Raw genomic sequence first — 19,605 nt, forward strand, 5'->3', positions numbered from 1 at the left:
AAAGGCATGGACGTGCTCAAGAAGGTAATGGCCACGGCGGCCCTGTCGGTTTCCGCGGTCGGCTCCCTCGCCGGACCCGCGCTGGCGATCGGGAATGACAGCGATGTCGCCAATGCCAACGCTGCCAGGACCGGTTACGGGAACACCAAGACCGGGGGTGTGGAGAGCCCGCAGATGAGCCTGATCCAGGGCACGCTGAACAAGCCGTGCCTGGGCATCGGCAAGCTCGGCCTCCAGTCGGTCCTGGCCCTGATCAACGTGGGCGTCCAGGACGTGCCGATCGCCACTCAGCAGGCGCAGCAGCAGTGCACCGACAACTCCACGATCAGGGAGGGCGACGCCCAGCTGTCGCACATCCTGTCGGAGATCCCGGTCGTGTCGGGCAACGGTTCCGGCAACGGCTGACCGTAGTCGCCGAGCGGTACCGGACGCAGCGAAAAACCCCTCTGCCGCGGGTGTGCGGGCCCCGCGGCAGGGGGGATTTTCCCTGTCGGATTCCGACGGCCGGGCCGGGCCGCCATATTTATTCTGATCGGTTCGCGGGGTGGGCCGAAGGGGTGAAGGCGAATAACCTCGGGCGAATTATCAAGTTAGCCAGGGCGCTCCCGTAATTCGTCGACCACAGCGAAGGAACAGTGTGATCAAGAAAGTAGTGGCCATCGCGGCGCTCGCGGCCTCCACGGCCGCGGTATCGTCCGTGCCGGCGATGGCGGTGGGCAATGACAACGGTGTGGCCAATGCCAATGGCGCGGCCCAGATGTACGGCAATACCTGGACCGGCGGCTATATGAGCCCCCAGATGGGGCTCATCAACGGCTCGCTGAACAAGCCGTGCATCGGCATCGGCAAGCTCGGCGCCCAGTCGCTGGTCGGCCTGATCAACGTCGGCCTCCAGGACATTCCGATCCTGTCCCAGCAGGCGCAGCAGCAGTGCACGGAGAACTCGACGGTCAGTCAGGGGGACGCGCCGCTGTCGCACATCCTCGACGAGATCCCGATCCTCTCCGACAACGGCTCCTTCAACAGGGAAGACCACGAAGGCCATGGCCACGGCCACGAAGGTCACGGCGGTCACGAGGGCCACGGCCACGGCCGCTGACCCCTCCCGCATCTGAGCAAGCCGCCCCCGGGCCGACCCGGGGGCGGCTTTCCACGTGCCTGCCTGATGCCTGCCGACGCCCGTGAGCCCGCTCTTTCTGGCCATGACCGTCCGACAGAAGCGGAACAAGGGGGTCCGTAATGCGGTCCGGGTCCGGGCGTGTGGGCCATAATCGCGATCATGCTGCCCGAGACGCCCCTGCCCGAGCCGGAAGGGCTGCACGGGCGGCTGCTGCCCGACGTGCTGACGGTCTGCGGGCCGCGAGCTGTCGTGCTCGCCGGTGGCTACGCGGTGCGGGCGTACGGGCTCGGGGGGCGGCCCGGCCGGGATCTGGAGTTCGTCACCGAGGCGCCCGAGCCGATGGCCGGCATCGCGGCCGCCCTGTGCGCCGGGCTGGAGGAACGGGGCTGGCAGGTGCGGCAGGTCGCGGCCGGCCCACTGGCGGCACGGCTCGCGGTGACCGACCCCACCACCGGGGAGGAGTGCGCCGTCGACCTCGGCAAGGAGACGCTGTGGCGGCCGCCGGTGGAGACGGGCTACGGGCCCGTGCCCGCCGTCGAGGACGTGGTCGGCCTGGAGGTGCGCGCCCTCGCCGACCTCGGGCTCGCCCGGAGCCTCGGCGTCGTCCGGGCCGCCTCCGCGTACTGGTCCCACCCGGAACTGGAGGAGCTGGGACGGCGCCACGCGCGGGACGGGCTGTTCGACCTCACCGATCTCCAGGCACGGCTCGCCGGGGCGGAGTGGCTCGACGACGGCGAGTTCACCGCGTACGGGCTGGACGAGGAGCGGATCGCGGAGCTCCGGCAGTGGGCGCAGGTGTGGGTCGACGACATCGCGGAGCGGCTCGCCGAGGAAGCCGCCGTCGAGGGCGCGGACGCGGAGGACGTCGCTGCTGAGGGCGCCGTCGCGGAGGACGGGTAACAGGACGGGTAACTCCCTGGCCGGAAAGATCCGTTCGGCCCTGGAGGCGGCCTTGTCGGCCTTCCTCGGGGTGCTGGAGGCTCGTGCCGGTCCTCGATGCCCGTTCCCGGAAGGAATGCACCGTGCCGCACGAAGAAAAGAACCCCCTGCTCCAGGTCTCGGCCGACGAGGTCGGCGACTGGTACGACAAGTTCGGCGAGGTCTATCACCTCACCCTCGGCGAGAGCGTGCACTGCGGCCTGTGGTTCCCGCCGGACGCGCCCGTCCCGCAGAGCATGGAACTGGCCGCCATGTCCTCCCAGGCGCAGGACCGGTACACCGACTACCTCATAGAGTCCCTCGACCCCAAGGAGGGGCAGCGCCTGCTGGACATCGGCTGCGGCACCGGCCGCACCGCGCTCAAGGCGGCGCGGCAGCGCGGTGTCGAGGTCACCGGCGTCTCCGTCAGCAAGGAGCAGATCGCGGCCGCCAACCGGCTCGCGGGCGAACACGGGCTGACCGACCGCCTCACCTTCGAGGTCGCCGACGCCATGCGGCTCCCCTACGAGGACGAGTCGTTCGACTGCGCGTGGGCGGTGGAGAGCCTCTGTCACATGGACCGCGCCAAGGCCCTCGGCGAGGCCTGGCGGGTCCTGAAGCCCGGTGGCGACCTCATGGTGCTGGAGTCGGTCGTCACCGAGGAACTCACCGAGGCCGAGACCGCCCTCTTCGAGACGGTGTACGCCGCCAACGTGCCGCCGCGCTTGGGAGAGTTCTTCGACCTGGTCGGCGGGACGGGCTTCCACACGCTGTCGCTCAAGGACCTGTCGGCGAACCTGGCGATGACGATGAACGTGTTCGCGCTGGGGGTCCACTCCCGGCGGGAGGAGTTCACGGAGCGGTTCGGGGCGGAGTTCGTGGACGGGGTGATCGCCGGGCTCGGGAGCGCGCAGGAAGTCCTCGTCCGCAAGACGCGCTTCTTCATGGCGATCCTCCGCAAGCCGCTCGCCTGACGGAGAGCGGGGACCCCGGGGGAAAGCGCCCCCCGGGGTCCCCCGTTGTCACCAGACGAGGGCGGCGGCCGGGTCCGCCTGCCAGAAGGTGACGAAGGCGCTGTCGTCGACGTACGTGCCCTTCGGCAGGGCGACCGTGGCCGGCTTGCCCGTCGCGCTGCCGTTCCGGTCCGCGAGGGAGACCCGGAGCGTGCCGACGGTGCGCCCGTGGTCCGCCGTGCCGTCGCCCCTCGACAGCCCTATCCCGGCGTAGGCCGACTCGCCCGGGGCGAGGGTGACGACCGCCTCCGGCCGGGAGTCCTTCAGGATCCTCGCGCCCACCTGCTGCTCGGCGTCGAACCCCAGGTACGGGGCCGCGTAGGCGTTGCACGCCTTGGAGCCGGTGTTGGTGAGGGTCAGCAGCGCGTGGTTGATCGGACGGTTCACCGTCTGCACCGTGACCTTGGTGGTGGCCGTGGCACAGGCCGCCGTGACGGGGCCGCGCTCGGCGTGCGGGGCGGCCTGGGCCTGACCGGCGCCCGCCGCGAGGACCGCGGCACCGGCGAGGGCGACGGAAGTGACGAGACGTGCGGAACGCATAGGGATGCTCCTGACGAGGTGTTCGTTGCTGCCCGGCCGGTCGGCTGGGGCTCGATCAGACTGTGCGGCGGCCTGTCCCGGCGGCAAGCAGATCCGGGCCTTTCGGGAAACCGGAACGCCCGCATATAGCCTGACCTGGGGGAACGGCCGCACGGTGGAACGCGGCCCTGGAACGCTCCGAACGCTCCGGAGCAGGGGGGAAGTCGGAATGGCCGGGGCCACCGGGGGATTCGCCGCGCAGCTACGGGAACTGAAGGACCGTTCGGGGCTCAGTTACGGGACGCTGGCCAAGCGGCTGCACGTGAGCACCTCGACCCTGCACCGCTACTGCAACGGCGTCGCCGTGCCCGCCGACTACGCCCCCGTCGAACGCCTTGCCAGGCTCTGCGGGGCCACGCCCAAGGAGTTGATGGAACTTCACCGCCGCTGGATCGTGGCGGACGACGCCCGCCGTTCCAGGACCGTCCAGAAGGAGACGCCGGAACCCATACCGGAGCCGGAACCGGAACCGGAAGCGGGACCGGAACGTGAGCCCGAACCCGGACCCGAGCCGCGTACGCCCGACGAGCCCGCTTCCGTCGAACCCGTGGCGCTCGCCCCCGTGGTGCCCGTTCCCGCCGCCCGCCCCCGTACCCGCCGTCTCCGGCTGGCCTTCGCCGCCGCCGCGGTCGTCGGCGTGGCCGTGCCCTCCGCCGTGCTCGGCGGCTGGGCGGTCACCGACCAGCCGGGCGGGCGCCACAGCGGTACGGACCCGGCCGCACCCGCGCCCCTCCGCTCTTCCGGTGCCCCGGGTGTCACGTTCGGCCCGGACGGTGCGGTCACCCTGCCTCCCGGCCGGCCCCTGCCCAGGCCCGACGCGCCGGCTTCCGGGGGCGACAAGGCTCCGCGGGACGGCGGGAAGAAAGGCCATGGCGGCGACGCGACACCACGGTCCGGCAATGGCAATGGCAATGACAACGGCAAGGACAACGGCAACGGCGACGACTCCGCCCCGCCGCTGACTGTCGGCGTCCAGCCGTACGCGAGCACCGACCGCTGCGAGAACATGTACGTGTCCGGGCGGCTGCCCGCCGAGGTGCCCGAGCCGCCGCTGGAGCAGGACATCCGCGGCTGGGTGACCGGGATGCGCGCCGTGCCCGGCGGCAGGATGCACCTCACCCTCGATGTGCAGGGGAAGAACGACCGGGCCGTCGTGCTGCGCGCCCTGCACGTGCGCGTCGTCGACAGGGCGGCACCGCTGGCATGGTCGGCGTACGCGATGGGGAACGGCTGCGGCGGCAGCCTCACCCCGGCATTCCTCGACATCGACCTCGACCACGACCGGCCCACCGCCCGTCCCACGACCGGGATGCGGGGCGACACCCGGATCCCGGCCACCGACTTCCCGTACAAGGTGTCCTCGACGGACCCGCAGCCGCTGGACGTCCTCGCGCACACCGACGGCCAGGACGTGAGCTGGTACCTGGAACTGGAGTGGAGCAGCGGGGGCCGGTCCGGGACGACGCGGATCGATGACGGCGGACAGCCGTTCCGCACCAGCGCGGTCAAGGAACGCCCGCAGTACTACTGGCGCTACGACAGCAGCGTCTGGGAAGCGCTGCCGGACTCCGGACGCAGATGACGGAGCCTGCGAGGCATCGGCGTCACCGGGATCCGCACCGCTCGCCGGGGCGTCCTCGCGGTGGGGCGGCGGCCCGCGCCGTGAGCCATGTCTGCAACTCTCGGTGCCGGAACTCGTAGGAGGGCCCGCACCGTCGCAACAGACCGGCTGTGACCGTCCAGTTGAGGAAGGCTCCGAGCCGCAGTGGCACCGTGCGGCGGGCGATGAGCACGAACATCAAGTGCCGGAGGTATGCCTTCCCGCCGACCACGAGCATGTAGTAGACGGCGCCGGCCAGGGCGAGGGGAAGGCAACGGGTCACGGCGTGGAAGTGGTAGGCGATGATCAGGATCGTGGCGGCGATCAGGGCCGCCCAGCACAGTCCCCGGGCCAGGTCGGCGCGGAGCACGTCCGAGGGGTGGCGGGGGACCGCGGACCCCGGGTGGCCCGGGAGGGTCGCGGCGAACAGCCAGGTCGCCACCATGTAGCACCCGACGATGCCCAGGCCGCTGACGGGGCCGAAGAAGTACACCGTCAGCGGGGTGAGCAGGACAGGGGCCAGCATGGTGGCCAGCATCGCGTGCCACACCGGGGAAGCGCGCATGCTGCGCAGTGACCTGATCCGTCGTGGCTCGCTCTCGATGAGGAAGACCGACACCGCACCGATGGGGAGCAGGACCAGGGGCGCCACGATGGGGTCGACGGGGAGCAGGTCGGTGATGAAGAGGGAGAACAGCCGGGCCACGCCGATGTACAGCAGGCTCAGGGCCGCCCGGATCAGGTAGCGGTTGCCCAGGGGCCACAGTTCGTGCAGATTGACCAGGCCGCTGGTGCGGCCCTCGCCCTTCTCGACGTGGTGCGCCAGGTGGTGCAGCCAGGTATGGACCCGCCGGGGGTTCCGGTAGCCCCGGCGTCCGTGCAGGCGCACGGTCGCCGGGATGTAGCGGGAGAGCAGGTGATCGTCCAGTTCCTCGGCCGTGGTGAACCGGAGGAGCTCCGCCGGGTCGCCACTGTCCGCGTAGACCACGCTGGCCAGGCACAGCCGCCACGGGGTGGTGAGCAGGCGCGCGGGGCCGGAGTCCGTGAGCCGGGTGAGCAAGGGTGCCCAGCGCTCGGGGTCGGCGGCCTGGCGGGTGAGGTAGGAACGGGCGTCGGACGGTTGGAGGGGGTCGACGGACACCTGGGCCGCGTCGAGGAGCCGGATGCCGGGCCGGTCGCCGTGGTTCTTGCCGGCCGTCCGGTAGAGCGCGGCGCGGCTGGTGAGGATGACGGGGCCGGGGGCGAGTCCCGAGCGCCAGTCGTTGAGGGCCTTCAGGGCCGCTCGGGCGCGGGGAGCGGCCGGGTCGATCCGCCCGCTGGGCAGCGGTGGGTCCATCTCGTCCAGCCCGTCCAGGACGGGGAGGACACGGCCGTCGTCCACCAGCCGTCGAGTGGGGCGGCGGGGCCAGTGGTAGGTGCGGACGATGTGGTCCACCAGTACCTCGCGCAGGTCCGTGCGCGGATCGCAGGTGACCAACGGGACGCGTACCGGCACCGGGTCATCGGCCGCGCGCTCCTGGAGGAGGCGGAGCAGGAGCTCCATGGCGAGGGTGCTCTTCCCGGCTCCGGGTGCCCCGGTGATCAGCAGCCGCCCCGGACGCAGCTTGCGGTAGTAATCGAGGATGTCCGGCACCGTACCGCCGCCCGTTCCGCCGCCGAGCATGCTGCCGTGCGGCCGGGCGCCGCCGGCCTGCCGCCCGTGCTGGTCGCGCAGCGAGTAACCGAGGTTGATCCGGACGTGGTCGGCGCCGACCAGGCGGTAATGCTGTTCGCTCTCCCGGTCCAGCACGGTCGCCGCCAGGCTCGCCGCCAACTGCCGGGTATCCGCCCGCCGCAGCGCCCCTTCCGGCCGGTACAGCCACAGCAGAGGTGCCAGTGGCGGCCCCGCCAGGCCCAGCCAGCCGGGACCGGCCTGCCAGAGACCCGACCACCACAAGGCGAACCAGATCAGGGCGGCGGCGCTGCCGGCCACCGCGGTGACTCTCAGGGCCGTGGTGAGACGGGAGTTGGCGGGCAGGGGGGCGGGTACGGGCGGAGAGGCGTTCAGCACGGTGCCGATCTGGAACACCTGGCCCTGGATGCCGCCGCTGATGGAATTGCGCACCTCCGCCCGCTCGGTGCGCGGTGGCTGGCCGGTCATATACGAACTCCCTGGGCGGCGTCCGGATAGGGGCCCAAAGATTACGCACCGTGAGATGTCCGCCTGGCAACAAGGCTGAAACGGACCAATGTTGACTGTTTGTATTGGCAGTTGAGCCGACTTTGTCGCCGGTGCGACGACTTTCGGACATCACCGGGTTGACGGGGGCCGGTCCCATACGGTGACTGCCCTGAACGCGTCCGATGTTCGACGGAAAGCTCGACGGAAAGGCGGCAGCGGTGGATCCGATATCGACGGAGTTGCTGGCGGCCTTGGCCGGCGGGGCCGGTGGGGAACTGGGCCGGCAGATGTGGGCAGGGCTGCGAGCCCTGGTGAGCCGTCCGGTGCGAGACGGCCGCGACGACGGCGTCGTGGTGGCATCGGGGGCCACGGAACTGGCGGCGTTGACCGAGGACCCCCTCGACCCGGGGCGGGCCCAGGCGTTGAGTGTCGCCCTGGCGGTACGGGCGGCGCTGGACGCCGGCTTCCGTACGGAACTGGAGCAGTGGCACGACCGGGCCAGGGCGGTGAGAACCGGCGACGGTGAGGTCAGCAACAGCATCAGCGGCGGCATCCAGTACGGGCACGTGGTCCAGGGCCGTGACTTCACCGGGCTCACCCTGCCACCGCTCCCCGGCACGCGGGACGGCGTCTGAGCGGGGGCCTGGTAATGAACAAGGCCCAGGTCGTCGACCTGGGCCCTTCATATGGAACATATGGAGCGGGTGACGAGAATCGAACTCGCGCTCTGAGCTTGGGAAGCTCATGTTCTACCATTAAACTACACCCGCGAAGACACCCGTTTCGGAGTGTCGTATCGTCGCACACTCTACCCCATCGAAGGCTCCCGGTGCATCTGCCCCAGGGGCCTTTTCACGTGTGAGGGTTCCGTGGGGTGGGTGGGGATGCGGCCGTGGGGGACGGGAGTTGGGGCGTACCGTTGGGGCGGTGACTCGGCGGGCGTCATCGGGAGTGCCGGGTGTGAGACGCCCCCATACATCCCCTAATGTGGCTTTTGTCTTTCACGTCGCGCCGAAGGCGCGTCATGAGTAACACCATGGGGAAAGGGAGCTCGATGGAGCGCACCGTCGTTCGTTGTGCCGAAGGGCACGTGTTCAGCACCGCTTCGTTCCCGATGCAGAACCTCGGTCCCGGACGGCTCGGTCCCGGACGGCTGCTCCGCTGCCCGCGCTGTGCGCGGCTGCGGCACTCCGTTCCGGTGACCGTCCGGAAGCGGTGATCGTAGAGCGATGAACGGCGCGCGGGCCCGGTCCACTCGGACCGGGCCCGCGTTGTCCGTGTTCTCCGATGTCCGTGTTCTCCGCGTATCCTCGACCCGTGCTTCTCTCAGACAAGGACATCCGGACCGAGATCGACGCCGGCCGGGTGCGCATCGACCCGTTCGACGAATCGATGGTGCAGCCCTCGAGCATCGATGTGCGGCTGGACCGCTACTTCCGGGTGTTCGAGAATCACCGGTACCCCCACATCGACCCGGCCGTCGAGCAGGCCGACCTCACCCGTGAGGTGGTGCCGGAGGGCGACGAGGCGTTCATCCTGCACCCGGGCGAGTTCGTGCTGGCCTCGACGTACGAGGTCATCACGCTGCCCGACGACGTCGCCTCGCGGCTGGAGGGCAAGTCCAGCCTGGGCCGGCTCGGTCTGCTGACGCACTCCACGGCGGGCTTCATCGACCCCGGCTTCTCCGGCCACGTGACGCTGGAGCTGTCGAACATGGCCACGCTGCCGATCAAGCTGTGGCCGGGGATGAAGATCGGGCAGCTGTGCATGTTCCGGCTGACCTCCCCCGTCGAGCATCCTTACGGGTCCGCGAAGCACGGCTCCCGGTACCAGGGCCAGCGCGGGCCGACGCCCTCGCGGTCCTTCCAGAACTTCCACCGCACGCAGGTCTGAGCAGGGACAGGGCGAACAGCAACAGTGAGTGACATCCGCGAGAATCTGACCTACCCCCTCTTCGGCCAGGCCATCCGCGAGCTGGCGCAGACCGTCGCGGACGACGGCTACGAGCCGGACATCATCCTCTCCATCGCGCGCGGCGGCGTCTTCGTCGCGGGCGGCCTGGCGTACGCGCTGGACTGCAAGAACATCCACCTGGTCAACGTGGAGTTCTACACCGGCGTCGGCACCACCCTGGAGATGCCGGTCATGCTCGCGCCGGTGCCCAACGCGATCGACTTCTCGAACAAGAAGGTCCTGATCGTCGACGACGTCGCCGACACCGGCAAGACGCTGAAGCTGGTGCACGACTTCTGCCTGGACCACGTCGCCGAGGTCCGCAGCGCCGTGATCTACCAGAAGTCGCACTCCCTGGTGGACTGCGAGTACGTCTGGAAGCGCACCGACGAGTGGATCAACTTCCCGTGGAGCGTCGAGCCGCCGGTCGTCCGGCGCGAGGGCCAGATCCTCGACGCGTAGGCACGCGCACGTACGCGAAGAGGGGCCCCGGTGCGAACCGGGGCCCCTCTTCGCATGTCCGTGGGACCGTCAGAACGTGCCCAGCTTGATGATCGACAGCAGGGCGATCAGCTGGATCGAGGACGCGGCCAGCGCCTTCGGCCACGGCAGGTCGTGCGACTTGCTCACCATCGAGGTGAACAGGGCGCCCGCCGCCAGCCAGGTCGCCCAGCCGAGCACCTGGACGACCGTGCTGTCGCCGCCCAGGAACATCGCGACGAGCAGTCGCGGCGCGTCCGTGATCGACATGATCAGCATCGACAGGCCGACCGTCGGCTGCCATATGCCGTCACCGCCGAGCTGCCGGGCGAGGGTGTGCGTGACCGCGCCGAGGATCAGGCCGGAGATCACCACGATGACACCGGTGATCAGCACCTCGGGGACGCTGTTCGAGACCGTGGCCTTCAGCACGTCGTCGCGGGCCTTGTCGAAGCCGAAGACGGCGAGCAGGCCGTAGCCGAAGGTGACGATCAGGGCGGGCGCCCACACCGCGTGGTCGCGCATCTGCCAGAACGTGGCGGACGGGCGCAGGACGATGCCCTTCAGCAGCTCCTTCCACGGCAGGCGCGGCCCGGCGGGCGGCGCGGGGGCCGGGGGCTGCCCGGCGCGGTAGGTGTCGCCCGAGGTGTACGAGCCCTGCTGCGGACCGCCGTTGTACGGATCGCCGCCGTACGGGCCGTACGCGTCCGGCGCCTCCCCGTAGGCGAACTGCTGGGTGTGGCCCGGATCGTCGGCGCTCCGCCCCTGGTACGGGTCGCCCTGGCCCGGGTTCTGCCCCGGGTTCCGGCCGTACGGGGCGTAGCCCTGCTGCGGGCCGCCCGCGAAGTACTCCGGCTCGTCGTAGCCCGACGGCTGCTGCCATTGCCGGCCGTCGCCCTGGCCGCCGCCGTACGGGTCGCCGCCCTGGCCGCCGTACGGAGCCTGGTACTGCCCCGGGCGCTGTCCTTGCTGCGCGGGGCCCGGGTTCCGATCGTCCCGTCCGCGTCCCATCCTGAATCCAGCCACGGTTCGAACGTACCCGCTCCGTGACGGTGCCGAGCCGGGCCCCCGGAATCGGTCCGGGCTTTGCTGCCGAGCTGTGACATCCCCTAGGGGGAAAGTCAGGGCCCTCGACGGGTGTGGACCGTGGGCGTCGGCAAAAGGTCGCACGGATACACACGCGGATACACACGCGGATACGGACGCGGATACGGCGACGGCCGGTCCCCGCACCCGCGGGGACCGGCCGTGGTGATCCGTACGAGCCGCTACTTCACCGGCTCGGGCTCCGGCGCGTCCACCGGCTCGCCGTCACCCTCCGGCTCGACCGGTGTCTTCACCGACTCCAGGAGCAGCTGGGAGACGTCCACGACCTGGATGGACTCCTTGGCCTTGCCCTCGTTCTTCTTGCCGTTGACCGAGTCGGTCAGCATGACGAGGCAGAACGGGCAGGCGGTGGAGACGATGTCCGGGTTGAGGGAGAGCGCCTCGTCCACGCGCTCGTTGTTGATGCGCTTGCCGATGCGCTCCTCCATCCACATGCGCGCGCCGCCCGCGCCGCAGCAGAAGCCGCGCTCCTTGTGGCGGTGCATCTCCTCGTTGCGCAGCCCCGGCACCTTCGCGATGATCTCGCGCGGCGGCGTGTAGACCTTGTTGTGCCGGCCCAGGTAGCAGGGGTCGTGGTAGGTGATGAGGCCCTCGACCGGGGTGACGGGGATCAGCTTGCCCTCGTCGACCAGGTGCTGCAGCAGCTGGGTGTGGTGGATGACCTCGTACTCGCCGCCGAGCTGCGGGTACTCGTTGGCGATGGTGTTGAAGCAGTGCGGGCAGGTCGCGACGATCTTCTTCTTGGACTTCTCGACCTTGACGCCCTCGGCCCCGTCTTCACCTTCGGCGGACTCGCCGAACGCCATGTTCAGCATCTCGACGTTCTGCTGGCCGAGCTGCTGGAAGAGGAACTCGTTGCCCAGACGGCGGGCGGAGTCACCGGTGCAGTTCTCCTCGCCGCCCATGATGGCGAACTTGACGCCCGCGATGTGCAGCAGCTCGGCGAACGCCTTGGTGGTCTTCTTGGCGCGGTCCTCCAGGGCGCCCGCGCAGCCGACCCAGTAGAGGTAGTCGACCTCGGTGAGGTCCTCGATGTCCTTGCCGACGACCGGGACCTCGAAGTCGACCTCCTTGGTCCACTGGAGGCGCTGCTTCTTCGCCAGGCCCCAGGGGTTGCCCTTCTTCTCCAGGTTCTTGAGCATCGTGCCCGCCTCGGACGGGAAGGCGCTCTCGATCATCACCTGGTAGCGGCGCATGTCGACGATGTGGTCGATGTGCTCGATGTCGACCGGGCACTGCTCGACGCAGGCGCCGCAGGTGGTGCAGGACCACAGGACGTCGGGGTCGATGACGCCGTTCTCCTCCAGCGTGCCGATCAGCGGGCGCTCCGCCTCGGCGAGGGCCGCGGCCGGAACGTCCTTCAGCTGCTCCGCGGTGGCCTTCTCCTCGCCCTCGGCGGACTTGCCGCCGCCCGCGAGCAGGTACGGCGCCTTGGCGTGCGCGTGGTCGCGCAGCGACATGATGAGGAGCTTCGGGGAGAGCGGCTTGCCGGTGTTCCAGGCGGGGCACTGCGACTGGCAGCGGCCGCACTCGGTGCAGGTGTCGAAGTCGAGGAGGCCCTTCCAGGAGAAGTGCTCGATCTGGGAGACGCCGAACTGGTCGTCCTCGCCCGGGTCCTCGAAGTCGATCGGCTTGCCCTCGCTGACCATCGGCAGGAGCGCGCCCAGGGCCGTGCCGCCGTCCGCCTCGCGCTTGAACCAGATGTTGGGGAAGGCGAGGAAGCGGTGCCAGGCGACGCCCATGTCGGTCTTGAGCGAGATCGTGATCATCCAGATGAAGGACGTCGCGATCTTGATCATGGCGACCAGGTAGACGAGGTTCTGCAGCGTCTCGACGCTCAGCCCCCGGAAGGCCGCGACCAGCGGGTACGAGGCGAAGTACCCGATCTCGTAGCCGTCCGTGCCGTGCAGGGCGCCCTCCAGGCCGCGCAGCGTCATGATGCAGGCGCCGACGATCAGGATGACGGCCTCGACGAAGTACGCCTGGCCGAAGTTGGAGCCCGCGAAGCGGGACTTGCGGCCCGCCTTGCCCGGCTTGCTCAGCTGCCGGACGACGATCAGGGCCACGATGCCGAGCGTCGTCAGCAGGCCGAAGAACTCGACCCAGAGGTCGTACGGCAGCCAGCCGCCGATGAACGGCAGCAGCCAGTCGGCCTTGAAGAGCTGTCCGACGGCGTTGACGATCGTGATCAGCAGCGAGAAGAAGCCCACCGCCACGAACCAGTGCGCGACGCCGACCGCGCCCCAGCGGTTCATCCTGGTGTGGCCGAGGAACTCCTTGGCCACCGTGACCGTGCGCTGCGCGGGGTCGTCGGTGCGGGTGCCGGCGGGGACGGGCTGACCGAGCCGCATATGGCGGTAGACCTGCAGGACGGCACGGCCGAGCAGCGCGACGCCGACCGCGATGAGTACCAGCGACACGATGATCGCGGCGAGTTGCATGGAAGGGCTCCTCGGACCTGCGAGAGCGGGATTACTAATGGGTAACTTATCCAGTCCGTACGAGACTACTCACTCTCGCGCCCGCTATATAGCCGCATCGCCGGTGATCTGTGTCGCTCGGGCGCCCCTGTACGACGGGCCCGCGCCCCGCCGTCTGCGCATAAGCCCCGCATAAGAGTTGAGCGGGGTCGACTCATGTCCGTTGACACCGGGAGATCGGTGTTGCACTCTTGAGTCTGTTCCACTCAAGTCACTGGAGGAATCGACATGGCACGTGCGGTCGGCATCGACCTGGGTACGACGAACTCCGTCGTCAGTGTTCTCGAAGGCGGTGAGCCCACCGTCATCACCAACGCCGAGGGCGCCAGGACCACGCCGTCCGTCGTCGCCTTCGCGAAGAACGGTGAAGTCCTGGTCGGCGAGGTCGCCAAGCGCCAGGCCGTCACCAACGTCGACAGGACCATCCGGTCGGTCAAGCGCCACATGGGCACCGACTGGAAGATCAACATCGACGGCAAGGACTTCAACCCGCAGCAGATGAGCGCCTTCATCCTGCAGAAGCTCAAGCGGGATGCCGAGGCCTACCTGGGCGAGAAGGTCGTCGACGCGGTCATCACCGTCCCGGCGTACTTCAACGACTCCGAGCGCCAGGCCACCAAGGAGGCCGGTGAGATCGCGGGTCTGAACGTCCTGCGCATCGTCAACGAGCCGACCGCGGCCGCCCTGGCCTACGGCCTGGACAAGGACGACCAGACCATTCTGGTCTTCGACCTCGGTGGCGGCACCTTCGACGTCTCGCTGCTCGAGATCGGCGACGGCGTCGTCGAGGTCAAGGCGACCAACGGTGACAACCACCTCGGTGGTGACGACTGGGACCAGCGCGTCGTCGACTACCTGGTCAAGCAGTTCCAGAACGGTCACGGCGTCGACCTGTCCAAGGACAAGATGGCCCTCCAGCGCCTCCGCGAGGCCGCTGAGAAGGCGAAGATCGAGCTGTCCTCGTCCACCGAGACCACGATCAACCTGCCCTACATCACGGCCTCCGCCGAGGGCCCGCTGCACCTGGACGAGAAGCTCACGCGCGCCCAGTTCCAGCAGCTGACCGCGGACCTGCTGGAGCGCTGCAAGACCCCGTTCCACAACGTCATCAAGGACGCCGGCATCGGCCTGTCCGAGATCGACCACGTGGTCCTGGTCGGCGGTTCCACCCGTATGCCGGCCGTCGCCGAGCTCGTCAAGGAGCTGACCGGCGGCAAGGAGGCCAACAAGGGTGTGAACCCGGACGAGGTCGTCGCCATCGGCGCCTCGCTCCAGGCCGGTGTCCTCAAGGGCGAGGTCAAGGACGTCCTGCTGCTCGACGTCACCCCGCTGTCCCTCGGTATCGAGACCAAGGGCGGCATCATGACCAAGCTGATCGAGCGCAACACCACGATCCCGACCAAGCGCTCCGAGATCTTCACGACGGCGGAGGACAACCAGCCGTCCGTGCAGATCCAGGTCTACCAGGGCGAGCGCGAGATCGCGGCGTACAACAAGAAGCTCGGCATGTTCGAGCTGACCGGCCTGCCGCCGGCCCCGCGTGGCGTCCCGCAGATCGAGGTCTCCTTCGACATCGACGCCAACGGCATCATGCACGTGACCGCGAAGGACCTGGGCACGGGCAAGGAGCAGAAGATGACCGTCACCGGCGGCTCCTCGCTCGCCAAGGACGAGGTCGACCGCATGCGCCAGGAGGCCGAGCAGTACGCGGAGGAGGACCACCGCCGCCGCGAGGCCGCCGAGAGCCGTAACCAGGGCGAGCAGCTCGTCTACCAGACCGAGAAGTTCCTCAAGGACAACGAGGAGAAGGTCCCGGCCGAGGTCAAGACCGAGGTCGAGACCGCTGTCGCCGAGCTGAAGGAGAAGCTCAAGGGCGAGGACACGGCCGAGATCCGCACCGCGACCGAGAAGGTCGCCGCGGTCAGCCAGAAGCTGGGCCAGGCCATGTACGCCGACGCGCAGGCCGCCCAGGGCGCGGCGGGTGCCGCCGGTGCCGAGGGTGCCGGTGCCCACCAGGCCAAGGCCGAGGACGACGTCGTGGACGCCGAGATCGTCGACGACGAGAAGCCCAAGGGCGGTGCGGCGTGACCGAGGAGACCCCGGGTTTCGACGAGAAGCCTGACGTCCCCTCCGACGCCACCCCCGAAGACGCGGCGCAGGGCGCCGGGTCCGCCGACCAGGCGGGTCCGGCCCCGGCCGGGGAAGAGCTGGTCGAGGTAGGGCTCCAGGCACAGCTGGACCAGTCCCAGGCTGCGCTCAACGAGCGCACGGCGGACCTCCAGCGGCTCCAGGCCGAGTACCAGAACTACCGCCGTCGGGTGGAGCGGGACCGGGTCGCGGTCAAGGAGGTCGCCGTCGCGAACCTCCTGTCCGAGCTCCTCCCCACGCTCGACGACATCGGCCGCGCCCGTGACCACGGCGAGCTCGTCGGCGGCTTCAAGTCCGTCGCCGAGTCGATGGAGACGGTCGTCGCCAAGATGGGCCTGCAGCAGTTCGGCAAGGAGGGCGAGCCCTTCGACCCGCTGGTGCACGAGGCCCTGATGCACAGCTACGCGCCCGACGTGACCGAGACCACCTGCGTGCAGATCCTGCAGCCGGGGTATCGGATCGGCGAGCGGACGATCCGCCCCGCGCGGGTCGCCGTCGCCGAGCCCCAGCCGGGTGCGCAGAAGGACGAGGACGAGTCGGGCGAGGAGAGCGGTGGCCCGGAAAAGGGCTGACGCGATGACCGACCGCAGTGACCGGAAGGAGGGACGCCGGGGATGAGCACCAAGGACTTCGTCGAGAAGGACTACTACAAGGTCCTCGGCGTGCCCAAGGACGCCACCGAGGCGGAGATCAAGAAGGCGTACCGGAAGCTCGCCCGCGAGAACCATCCGGACGCCAACAAGGGCGACGCCAAGGCGGAGGAGCGCTTCAAGGAGATCTCCGAGGCCAATGACGTCCTGGCCGACCCCAAGCGCCGCAAGGAGTACGACGAGGCGCGCGCCCTCTTCGGCAGCGGCGGCTTCCGCCCGGGTCCGGGCGGCGGCGGTTCCTTCAACTTCGACCTGGGCGACCTCTTCGGGGGCGCCCAGGGCGGGGCCGGGGCCGGTGGGTTCGGCGGCGGTCTCGGGGACGTCTTCGGCGGTCTGTTCAACCGGGGCGGCACGCGCACCCAGCCGCGCCGCGGGCAGGACATCGAGTCCGAGGTGTCGCTCAGCTTCACCGAGGCCGTCGAAGGGGCCACGGTCCCGCTGCGGATGTCCTCCTCGGCCGCGTGCAAGACCTGCTCCGGCACCGGCGACAAGAACGGCACGCCGCGGGTCTGCCCGACCTGCGTCGGCACCGGCCAGGTGTCGCACGGCTCGGGCGGCGGCTTCTCGCTGACCGACCCCTGCCCGGACTGCAAGGGCCGCGGGCTGATCCCCGAGAACCCCTGCGACGTCTGCAAGGGCAGCGGCCGGGCCACGTCCTCCCGCACCATGCAGGTCCGCATCCCGGCGGGCGTCTCCGACGGCCAGCGGATCCGGCTGCGCGGCAAGGGCGCCCCGGGCGAGCGCGGCGGGCCCAACGGCGACCTGTACGTCGTCGTGCACGTCGACTCGCACCCGGTCTTCGGGCGCAAGGGCGACAACCTCACCGTCACCGTGCCGGTCTCCTTCGTGGAGGCGGCGCTCGGCGGCGAGGTGAAGGTCCCGACGCTCGGTGGACCCCCGGTCACCCTCAAGCTGCCCGCGGGCACGCCCAACGGCCGCACGATGCGGGCCCGGGGCAAGGGCGCGGTGCGCAAGGACGGCACCCGCGGCGACCTGCTGGTCACCGTCGAGGTGGCCGTGCCGCAGGAGCTCGACGACAAGGCGCGGGAGGCCCTGGAGGCGTACCGCGAGGCGACCGCGGGCCGGGATCCGCGGGCCGAACTGTTCCAGGCCGCGAAGGGAGCATGAGATGGACGGCCGACGACGCCGCTTTGGTGAAGGCGCACAGCCTTATCAGCTGACCGACGAGTCGCCGGTCTACGTCATCTCGGTCGCCGCCCAGCTGTCGGGCCTGCACCCGCAGACGCTCCGGCAGTACGACCGGCTCGGGCTGGTCTCCCCGGACCGCACGGCCGGGCGGGGCCGGCGCTATTCGGCGCGCGACATCGAACTGCTGCGGCAGGTCCAGTCGCTGAGCCAGGACGAGGGCATCAACCTCGCGGGCATCAAGCGCATCATCGAGCTGGAGAACCAGGTGGCCGCGCTCCAGTCGCGGGTCGCCGAGCTCGAGGGCGCCGTCGACAGCGCCGCCATGACCATGCGGCAGCGCGAGGCCGCGGTGCACGCCTCGTACCGCCGCGACCTGGTCCCGTACCAGGACGTGCAGCAGACGAGCGCGCTCGTGGTGTGGCGTCCCAGACGCGACCAGGAGCGCTGAGCGCCTCGTGGACAAGGCCCGTCACCCCCTGGGGTGGCGGGCCTCACGCGTGCGACGGGGTGAGCCTGAGACGGACCTCCAGCTCGTGCTCGCCCGGCACCGTCCCGCGGTTCTCCACGATGAAGGCCGCGGCCAGCTCCTCCTTGACCTGGCGCACGGGGTCCGCCGCGCCGAAGAGGTCGACCTCGACCGTGCCGGACAGCGGGACGTCCGTGGCCTCCGACGGCGCGCGGCGGGTGCGGGCGTCGACGACCATGCACCACACCATGGGGTGCTCCGGCCCCGCGGCCGTGGTCTCGCTGCGCCCTGCGCCCTCGGGGAACGCGGCCTCCAGGGCGCGGAACACCGCGCCCGCGTCCTGGTGACCGCAGCCGGTCAGGTGGACGCTGACGTGATCCGGGCTCTCGGGGCCGCTCATCGCCTCGTACTCCTCCGCCGTGGGACGCCGTGCGGCCGCGCGGCGGAAGACCCGCCGGACGGCTCGTGGAACAGCTCTTCCCCGACCGTACGAGCGGCCGGGGGAGACGGCATCAGCACCAGGGCCAACAGGGCCAACAGGGGTCCGTCAGACCAGACCCAGCGCCCGGGTGACGGTGATCTCGACGAGGACGCGGTCGGGGTTGGGGGCGGGCGTCCGCCCGTAGCGCTCGGCGTAGCGGCCGACGGCGTCCGCCACGGCGTCGGCCTCGGTCCGTACGACGGCGACGCCCTCCAGGGTCGCCCACTTCCGCTCGCCGACCTGGCAGACGGCGACCCGCGCCCCGTCCGGCCCCGCCGCCAGTATGTTCGCGATCTTGCGGCTGGACTTGTTGGTGATCACCCGGGCGATTCCGGCCTCGTGGTCGAAGGTCACCCCCACGGGCACGAGGTGCGGGCGGCCGTCGGGGCGCGTGGTGGTCAGGGTGCAGATATGGCGCTCGCTCCAGAAGTCGACATAGGCGGCGGAGAGATTGCTCAGGTCGTGGGCCATGCCGGGGAGCGTAGCCCCGGCCCGTCCCCGGCCCGAGGGGCGGGGCGGCCCCCGCGGCCGGACCATGGGGAGTGGGCCGGGAGCGGGCCGGTATGTGCTGGCCAGAACAGGGTTGAGTGGAATAGGCTCAACTTATCGCACGTTGGCTCAAGCAGGAGTGCCATCGGAGGCGTAGCACAGAGGAGGAGCGCACAGTCGTGGATGCCGAGCTGACGAACAAGAGCCGTGAGGCGTTGAGCGGTGCCAGTGAGCGGGCCGTTTCGGCGGGGCATGCCGATATGACGCCGGCCCATCTGCTGCTCGCGCTCCTCGCGGGTGCGGACAACGAGAACGTGATGGATCTGCTGGCCGGGGTCGAGGCGGATGCGGCCGCGCTGCGGTCGGGGGCCGAGCGGCTGCTCGCGGGGCTGCCGAGTGTGCAGGGGTCGACGGTTGCGCCGCCGCAGCCCGGCCGTGAGCTGCTGGCCGTCATCGCCGACGCCTCGCAGCGCGCCCGCGAGCTGGGCGACACCTACATCTCCACCGAGCACCTGCTCATCGGTCTGGCCGCGAAGGGCGGGCGTACCGGCGAGCTGCTTCAGCAGCAGGGTGCGTCGGCGGAGCGGCTGCTGGACGCCTTCGGGGCGGCGCGGGGCGGGCAGCGGGTGACGTCCCCGGACCCGGAGGGCACGTACAAGGCGCTGGAGAAGTTCGGTACGGATTTCACCGCGGCGGCGCGTGAGGGCAGGCTGGATCCGGTGATCGGGCGGGACGCGGAGATCCGGCGTGTGGTGCAGGTGCTCTCCCGCCGCACGAAGAACAACCCGGTCCTGATCGGCGAGCCGGGCGT

The 19,605-nt window shown here is 70.2% G+C and carries 18 protein-coding genes, 1 tRNA gene and 1 pseudogene; 13 read left to right on the top strand and 7 right to left on the bottom strand.

Annotated elements, in window-relative coordinates:
• Positions 1 to 6 precede the first annotated feature (6 nt).
• From ACWD4A_RS05585 to ACWD4A_RS05600, 4 genes are all read left to right on the top strand, one after another.
• The gene (locus ACWD4A_RS05585) at positions 7 to 405 is read left to right on the top strand and encodes a rodlin (protein ID WP_451189852.1); all 399 of its coding nucleotides are present in this window, start codon (positions 7 to 9) and stop codon (positions 403 to 405) included.
• Between the two features lie 232 nt (positions 406 to 637).
• Positions 638 to 1,099: a rodlin gene (locus ACWD4A_RS05590; protein WP_451189854.1), complete on the top strand. Its 462-nt coding sequence runs from the start codon at positions 638 to 640 to the stop codon at positions 1,097 to 1,099.
• A gap of 180 nt (positions 1,100 to 1,279) precedes the next feature.
• Positions 1,280 to 2,020 (top strand): hypothetical protein, encoded by a 741-nt coding sequence (locus ACWD4A_RS05595; protein WP_451189856.1) that lies wholly within the window; start codon positions 1,280 to 1,282, stop codon positions 2,018 to 2,020.
• A 122-nt stretch (positions 2,021 to 2,142) separates the two neighbouring features.
• Complete coding sequence (locus tag ACWD4A_RS05600) at positions 2,143 to 3,012, top strand: methyltransferase domain-containing protein (RefSeq protein ID WP_451189857.1); 870 nt, start codon at positions 2,143 to 2,145, stop codon at positions 3,010 to 3,012.
• A 48-nt stretch (positions 3,013 to 3,060) separates the two neighbouring features.
• Here the strand turns inward: ACWD4A_RS05600 and ACWD4A_RS05605 are convergent, their stop codons facing one another.
• A complete protein-coding gene (locus tag ACWD4A_RS05605; protein ID WP_451189860.1) occupies positions 3,061 to 3,591 on the bottom strand; it encodes a DUF4232 domain-containing protein in 531 nt (176 codons plus the stop codon).
• Positions 3,592 to 3,799: 208 nt separating this feature from the next.
• On the opposite strand from ACWD4A_RS05605, the gene ACWD4A_RS05610 reads away from it, so the two are divergent.
• Positions 3,800 to 5,212 carry a helix-turn-helix domain-containing protein gene (locus ACWD4A_RS05610; protein WP_451189862.1) on the top strand — a complete coding sequence of 471 codons (1,413 nt, stop codon included), beginning with the start codon at positions 3,800 to 3,802 and terminating at the stop codon, positions 5,210 to 5,212.
• A 22-nt stretch (positions 5,213 to 5,234) separates the two neighbouring features.
• Here the strand turns inward: ACWD4A_RS05610 and ACWD4A_RS05615 are convergent.
• Positions 5,235 to 6,833 (bottom strand): annotated as a pseudogene (locus ACWD4A_RS05615) (NACHT domain-containing protein); the annotation flags it as partial.
• 776 nt (positions 6,834 to 7,609) lie between these two features.
• Here ACWD4A_RS05615 and ACWD4A_RS05620 point away from each other — a divergent pair.
• Positions 7,610 to 8,026 carry a hypothetical protein gene (locus tag ACWD4A_RS05620; RefSeq protein WP_451189864.1) on the top strand — a complete coding sequence of 139 codons (417 nt, stop codon included), beginning with the start codon at positions 7,610 to 7,612 and terminating at the stop codon, positions 8,024 to 8,026.
• Between the two features lie 61 nt (positions 8,027 to 8,087).
• Here the strand turns inward: ACWD4A_RS05620 and ACWD4A_RS05625 are convergent.
• Positions 8,088 to 8,161, bottom strand: a tRNA-Gly gene (locus tag ACWD4A_RS05625).
• Positions 8,162 to 8,708: 547 nt separating this feature from the next.
• On the opposite strand from ACWD4A_RS05625, the gene dcd reads away from it, so the two are divergent.
• On the top strand, positions 8,709 to 9,284 hold the full coding sequence (gene dcd / locus ACWD4A_RS05630; protein WP_030366976.1) for a dCTP deaminase: 576 nt from the start codon (positions 8,709 to 8,711) through the stop codon (positions 9,282 to 9,284).
• Between the two features lie 24 nt (positions 9,285 to 9,308).
• On the top strand, positions 9,309 to 9,806 hold the full coding sequence (locus tag ACWD4A_RS05635) for a phosphoribosyltransferase (RefSeq protein WP_366002022.1): 498 nt from the start codon (positions 9,309 to 9,311) through the stop codon (positions 9,804 to 9,806).
• 69 nt (positions 9,807 to 9,875) lie between these two features.
• On the opposite strand, the gene ACWD4A_RS05640 is transcribed toward ACWD4A_RS05635, so the two are convergent.
• On the bottom strand, positions 9,876 to 10,835 hold the full coding sequence (locus tag ACWD4A_RS05640; protein ID WP_451189891.1) for a YIP1 family protein: 960 nt from the start codon (positions 10,833 to 10,835) through the stop codon (positions 9,876 to 9,878).
• Positions 10,836 to 11,092: 257 nt separating this feature from the next.
• A complete protein-coding gene (locus ACWD4A_RS05645) occupies positions 11,093 to 13,372 on the bottom strand; it encodes a heterodisulfide reductase-related iron-sulfur binding cluster (protein ID WP_451189867.1) in 2,280 nt (759 codons plus the stop codon).
• Between the two features lie 267 nt (positions 13,373 to 13,639).
• Here ACWD4A_RS05645 and dnaK point away from each other — a divergent pair, with 267 nt between their 5' ends.
• From dnaK to ACWD4A_RS05665, 4 genes are read left to right on the top strand one after another with little or no spacing between them, the layout of a single operon-like run.
• Positions 13,640 to 15,499 (top strand): molecular chaperone DnaK, encoded by a 1,860-nt coding sequence (dnaK, locus tag ACWD4A_RS05650; protein WP_451189869.1) that lies wholly within the window; start codon positions 13,640 to 13,642, stop codon positions 15,497 to 15,499.
• Positions 15,496 to 16,131: a nucleotide exchange factor GrpE gene (gene grpE, locus ACWD4A_RS05655; protein ID WP_451189870.1), complete on the top strand. Its 636-nt coding sequence runs from the start codon at positions 15,496 to 15,498 to the stop codon at positions 16,129 to 16,131. The genes dnaK and grpE overlap by 4 nt, the downstream gene beginning before the upstream one ends.
• A gap of 42 nt (positions 16,132 to 16,173) precedes the next feature.
• Positions 16,174 to 17,337, top strand: a complete 1,164-nt coding sequence (dnaJ, locus tag ACWD4A_RS05660; protein WP_451189872.1) for a molecular chaperone DnaJ — start codon at positions 16,174 to 16,176, stop codon at positions 17,335 to 17,337.
• 1 nt (position 17,338) lies between these two features.
• Entirely contained in the window at positions 17,339 to 17,806 is a 468-nt protein-coding gene (locus tag ACWD4A_RS05665; RefSeq protein WP_451189874.1) for a heat shock protein transcriptional repressor HspR, read from the top strand.
• A 43-nt stretch (positions 17,807 to 17,849) separates the two neighbouring features.
• On the opposite strand, the gene ACWD4A_RS05670 is transcribed toward ACWD4A_RS05665, so the two are convergent.
• Complete coding sequence (locus tag ACWD4A_RS05670; RefSeq protein ID WP_451189876.1) at positions 17,850 to 18,224, bottom strand: hypothetical protein; 375 nt, start codon at positions 18,222 to 18,224, stop codon at positions 17,850 to 17,852.
• 147 nt (positions 18,225 to 18,371) lie between these two features.
• Entirely contained in the window at positions 18,372 to 18,776 is a 405-nt protein-coding gene (locus ACWD4A_RS05675) for a pyridoxamine 5'-phosphate oxidase family protein (RefSeq protein WP_451189879.1), read from the bottom strand.
• Between the two features lie 197 nt (positions 18,777 to 18,973).
• Between ACWD4A_RS05675 and ACWD4A_RS05680 the strand changes: the two genes are divergently transcribed.
• Positions 18,974 to 19,605, top strand: a 632-nt coding sequence (locus tag ACWD4A_RS05680; protein ID WP_451189881.1) for a Clp protease N-terminal domain-containing protein, incomplete at its 3' end; no start/stop codon positions are given.

The sequence above is a fragment of the Streptomyces sp. NPDC002537 genome, assembly GCF_053594975.1.

Coding starts and splice junctions, on each gene's coding strand:
- dnaK (WP_451189869.1), top strand. CDS start 13,640: ATGGCACGTGCGGTCGGCATCGACCTGGGTACGACGAACTCCGTCGTC.
- ACWD4A_RS05665 (WP_451189874.1), top strand. CDS start 17,339: ATGGACGGCCGACGACGCCGCTTTGGTGAAGGCGCACAGCCTTATCAG.
- ACWD4A_RS05595 (WP_451189856.1), top strand. CDS start 1,280: ATGCTGCCCGAGACGCCCCTGCCCGAGCCGGAAGGGCTGCACGGGCGG.
- ACWD4A_RS05670 (WP_451189876.1), bottom strand. CDS start 18,224: ATGAGCGGCCCCGAGAGCCCGGATCACGTCAGCGTCCACCTGACCGGC.
- ACWD4A_RS05645 (WP_451189867.1), bottom strand. CDS start 13,372: ATGCAACTCGCCGCGATCATCGTGTCGCTGGTACTCATCGCGGTCGGC.
- ACWD4A_RS05675 (WP_451189879.1), bottom strand. CDS start 18,776: ATGGCCCACGACCTGAGCAATCTCTCCGCCGCCTATGTCGACTTCTGG.
- dnaJ (WP_451189872.1), top strand. CDS start 16,174: ATGAGCACCAAGGACTTCGTCGAGAAGGACTACTACAAGGTCCTCGGC.
- ACWD4A_RS05610 (WP_451189862.1), top strand. CDS start 3,800: ATGGCCGGGGCCACCGGGGGATTCGCCGCGCAGCTACGGGAACTGAAG.
- ACWD4A_RS05605 (WP_451189860.1), bottom strand. CDS start 3,591: ATGCGTTCCGCACGTCTCGTCACTTCCGTCGCCCTCGCCGGTGCCGCG.
- ACWD4A_RS05640 (WP_451189891.1), bottom strand. CDS start 10,835: ATGGGACGCGGACGGGACGATCGGAACCCGGGCCCCGCGCAGCAAGGA.
- ACWD4A_RS05585 (WP_451189852.1), top strand. CDS start 7: ATGGACGTGCTCAAGAAGGTAATGGCCACGGCGGCCCTGTCGGTTTCC.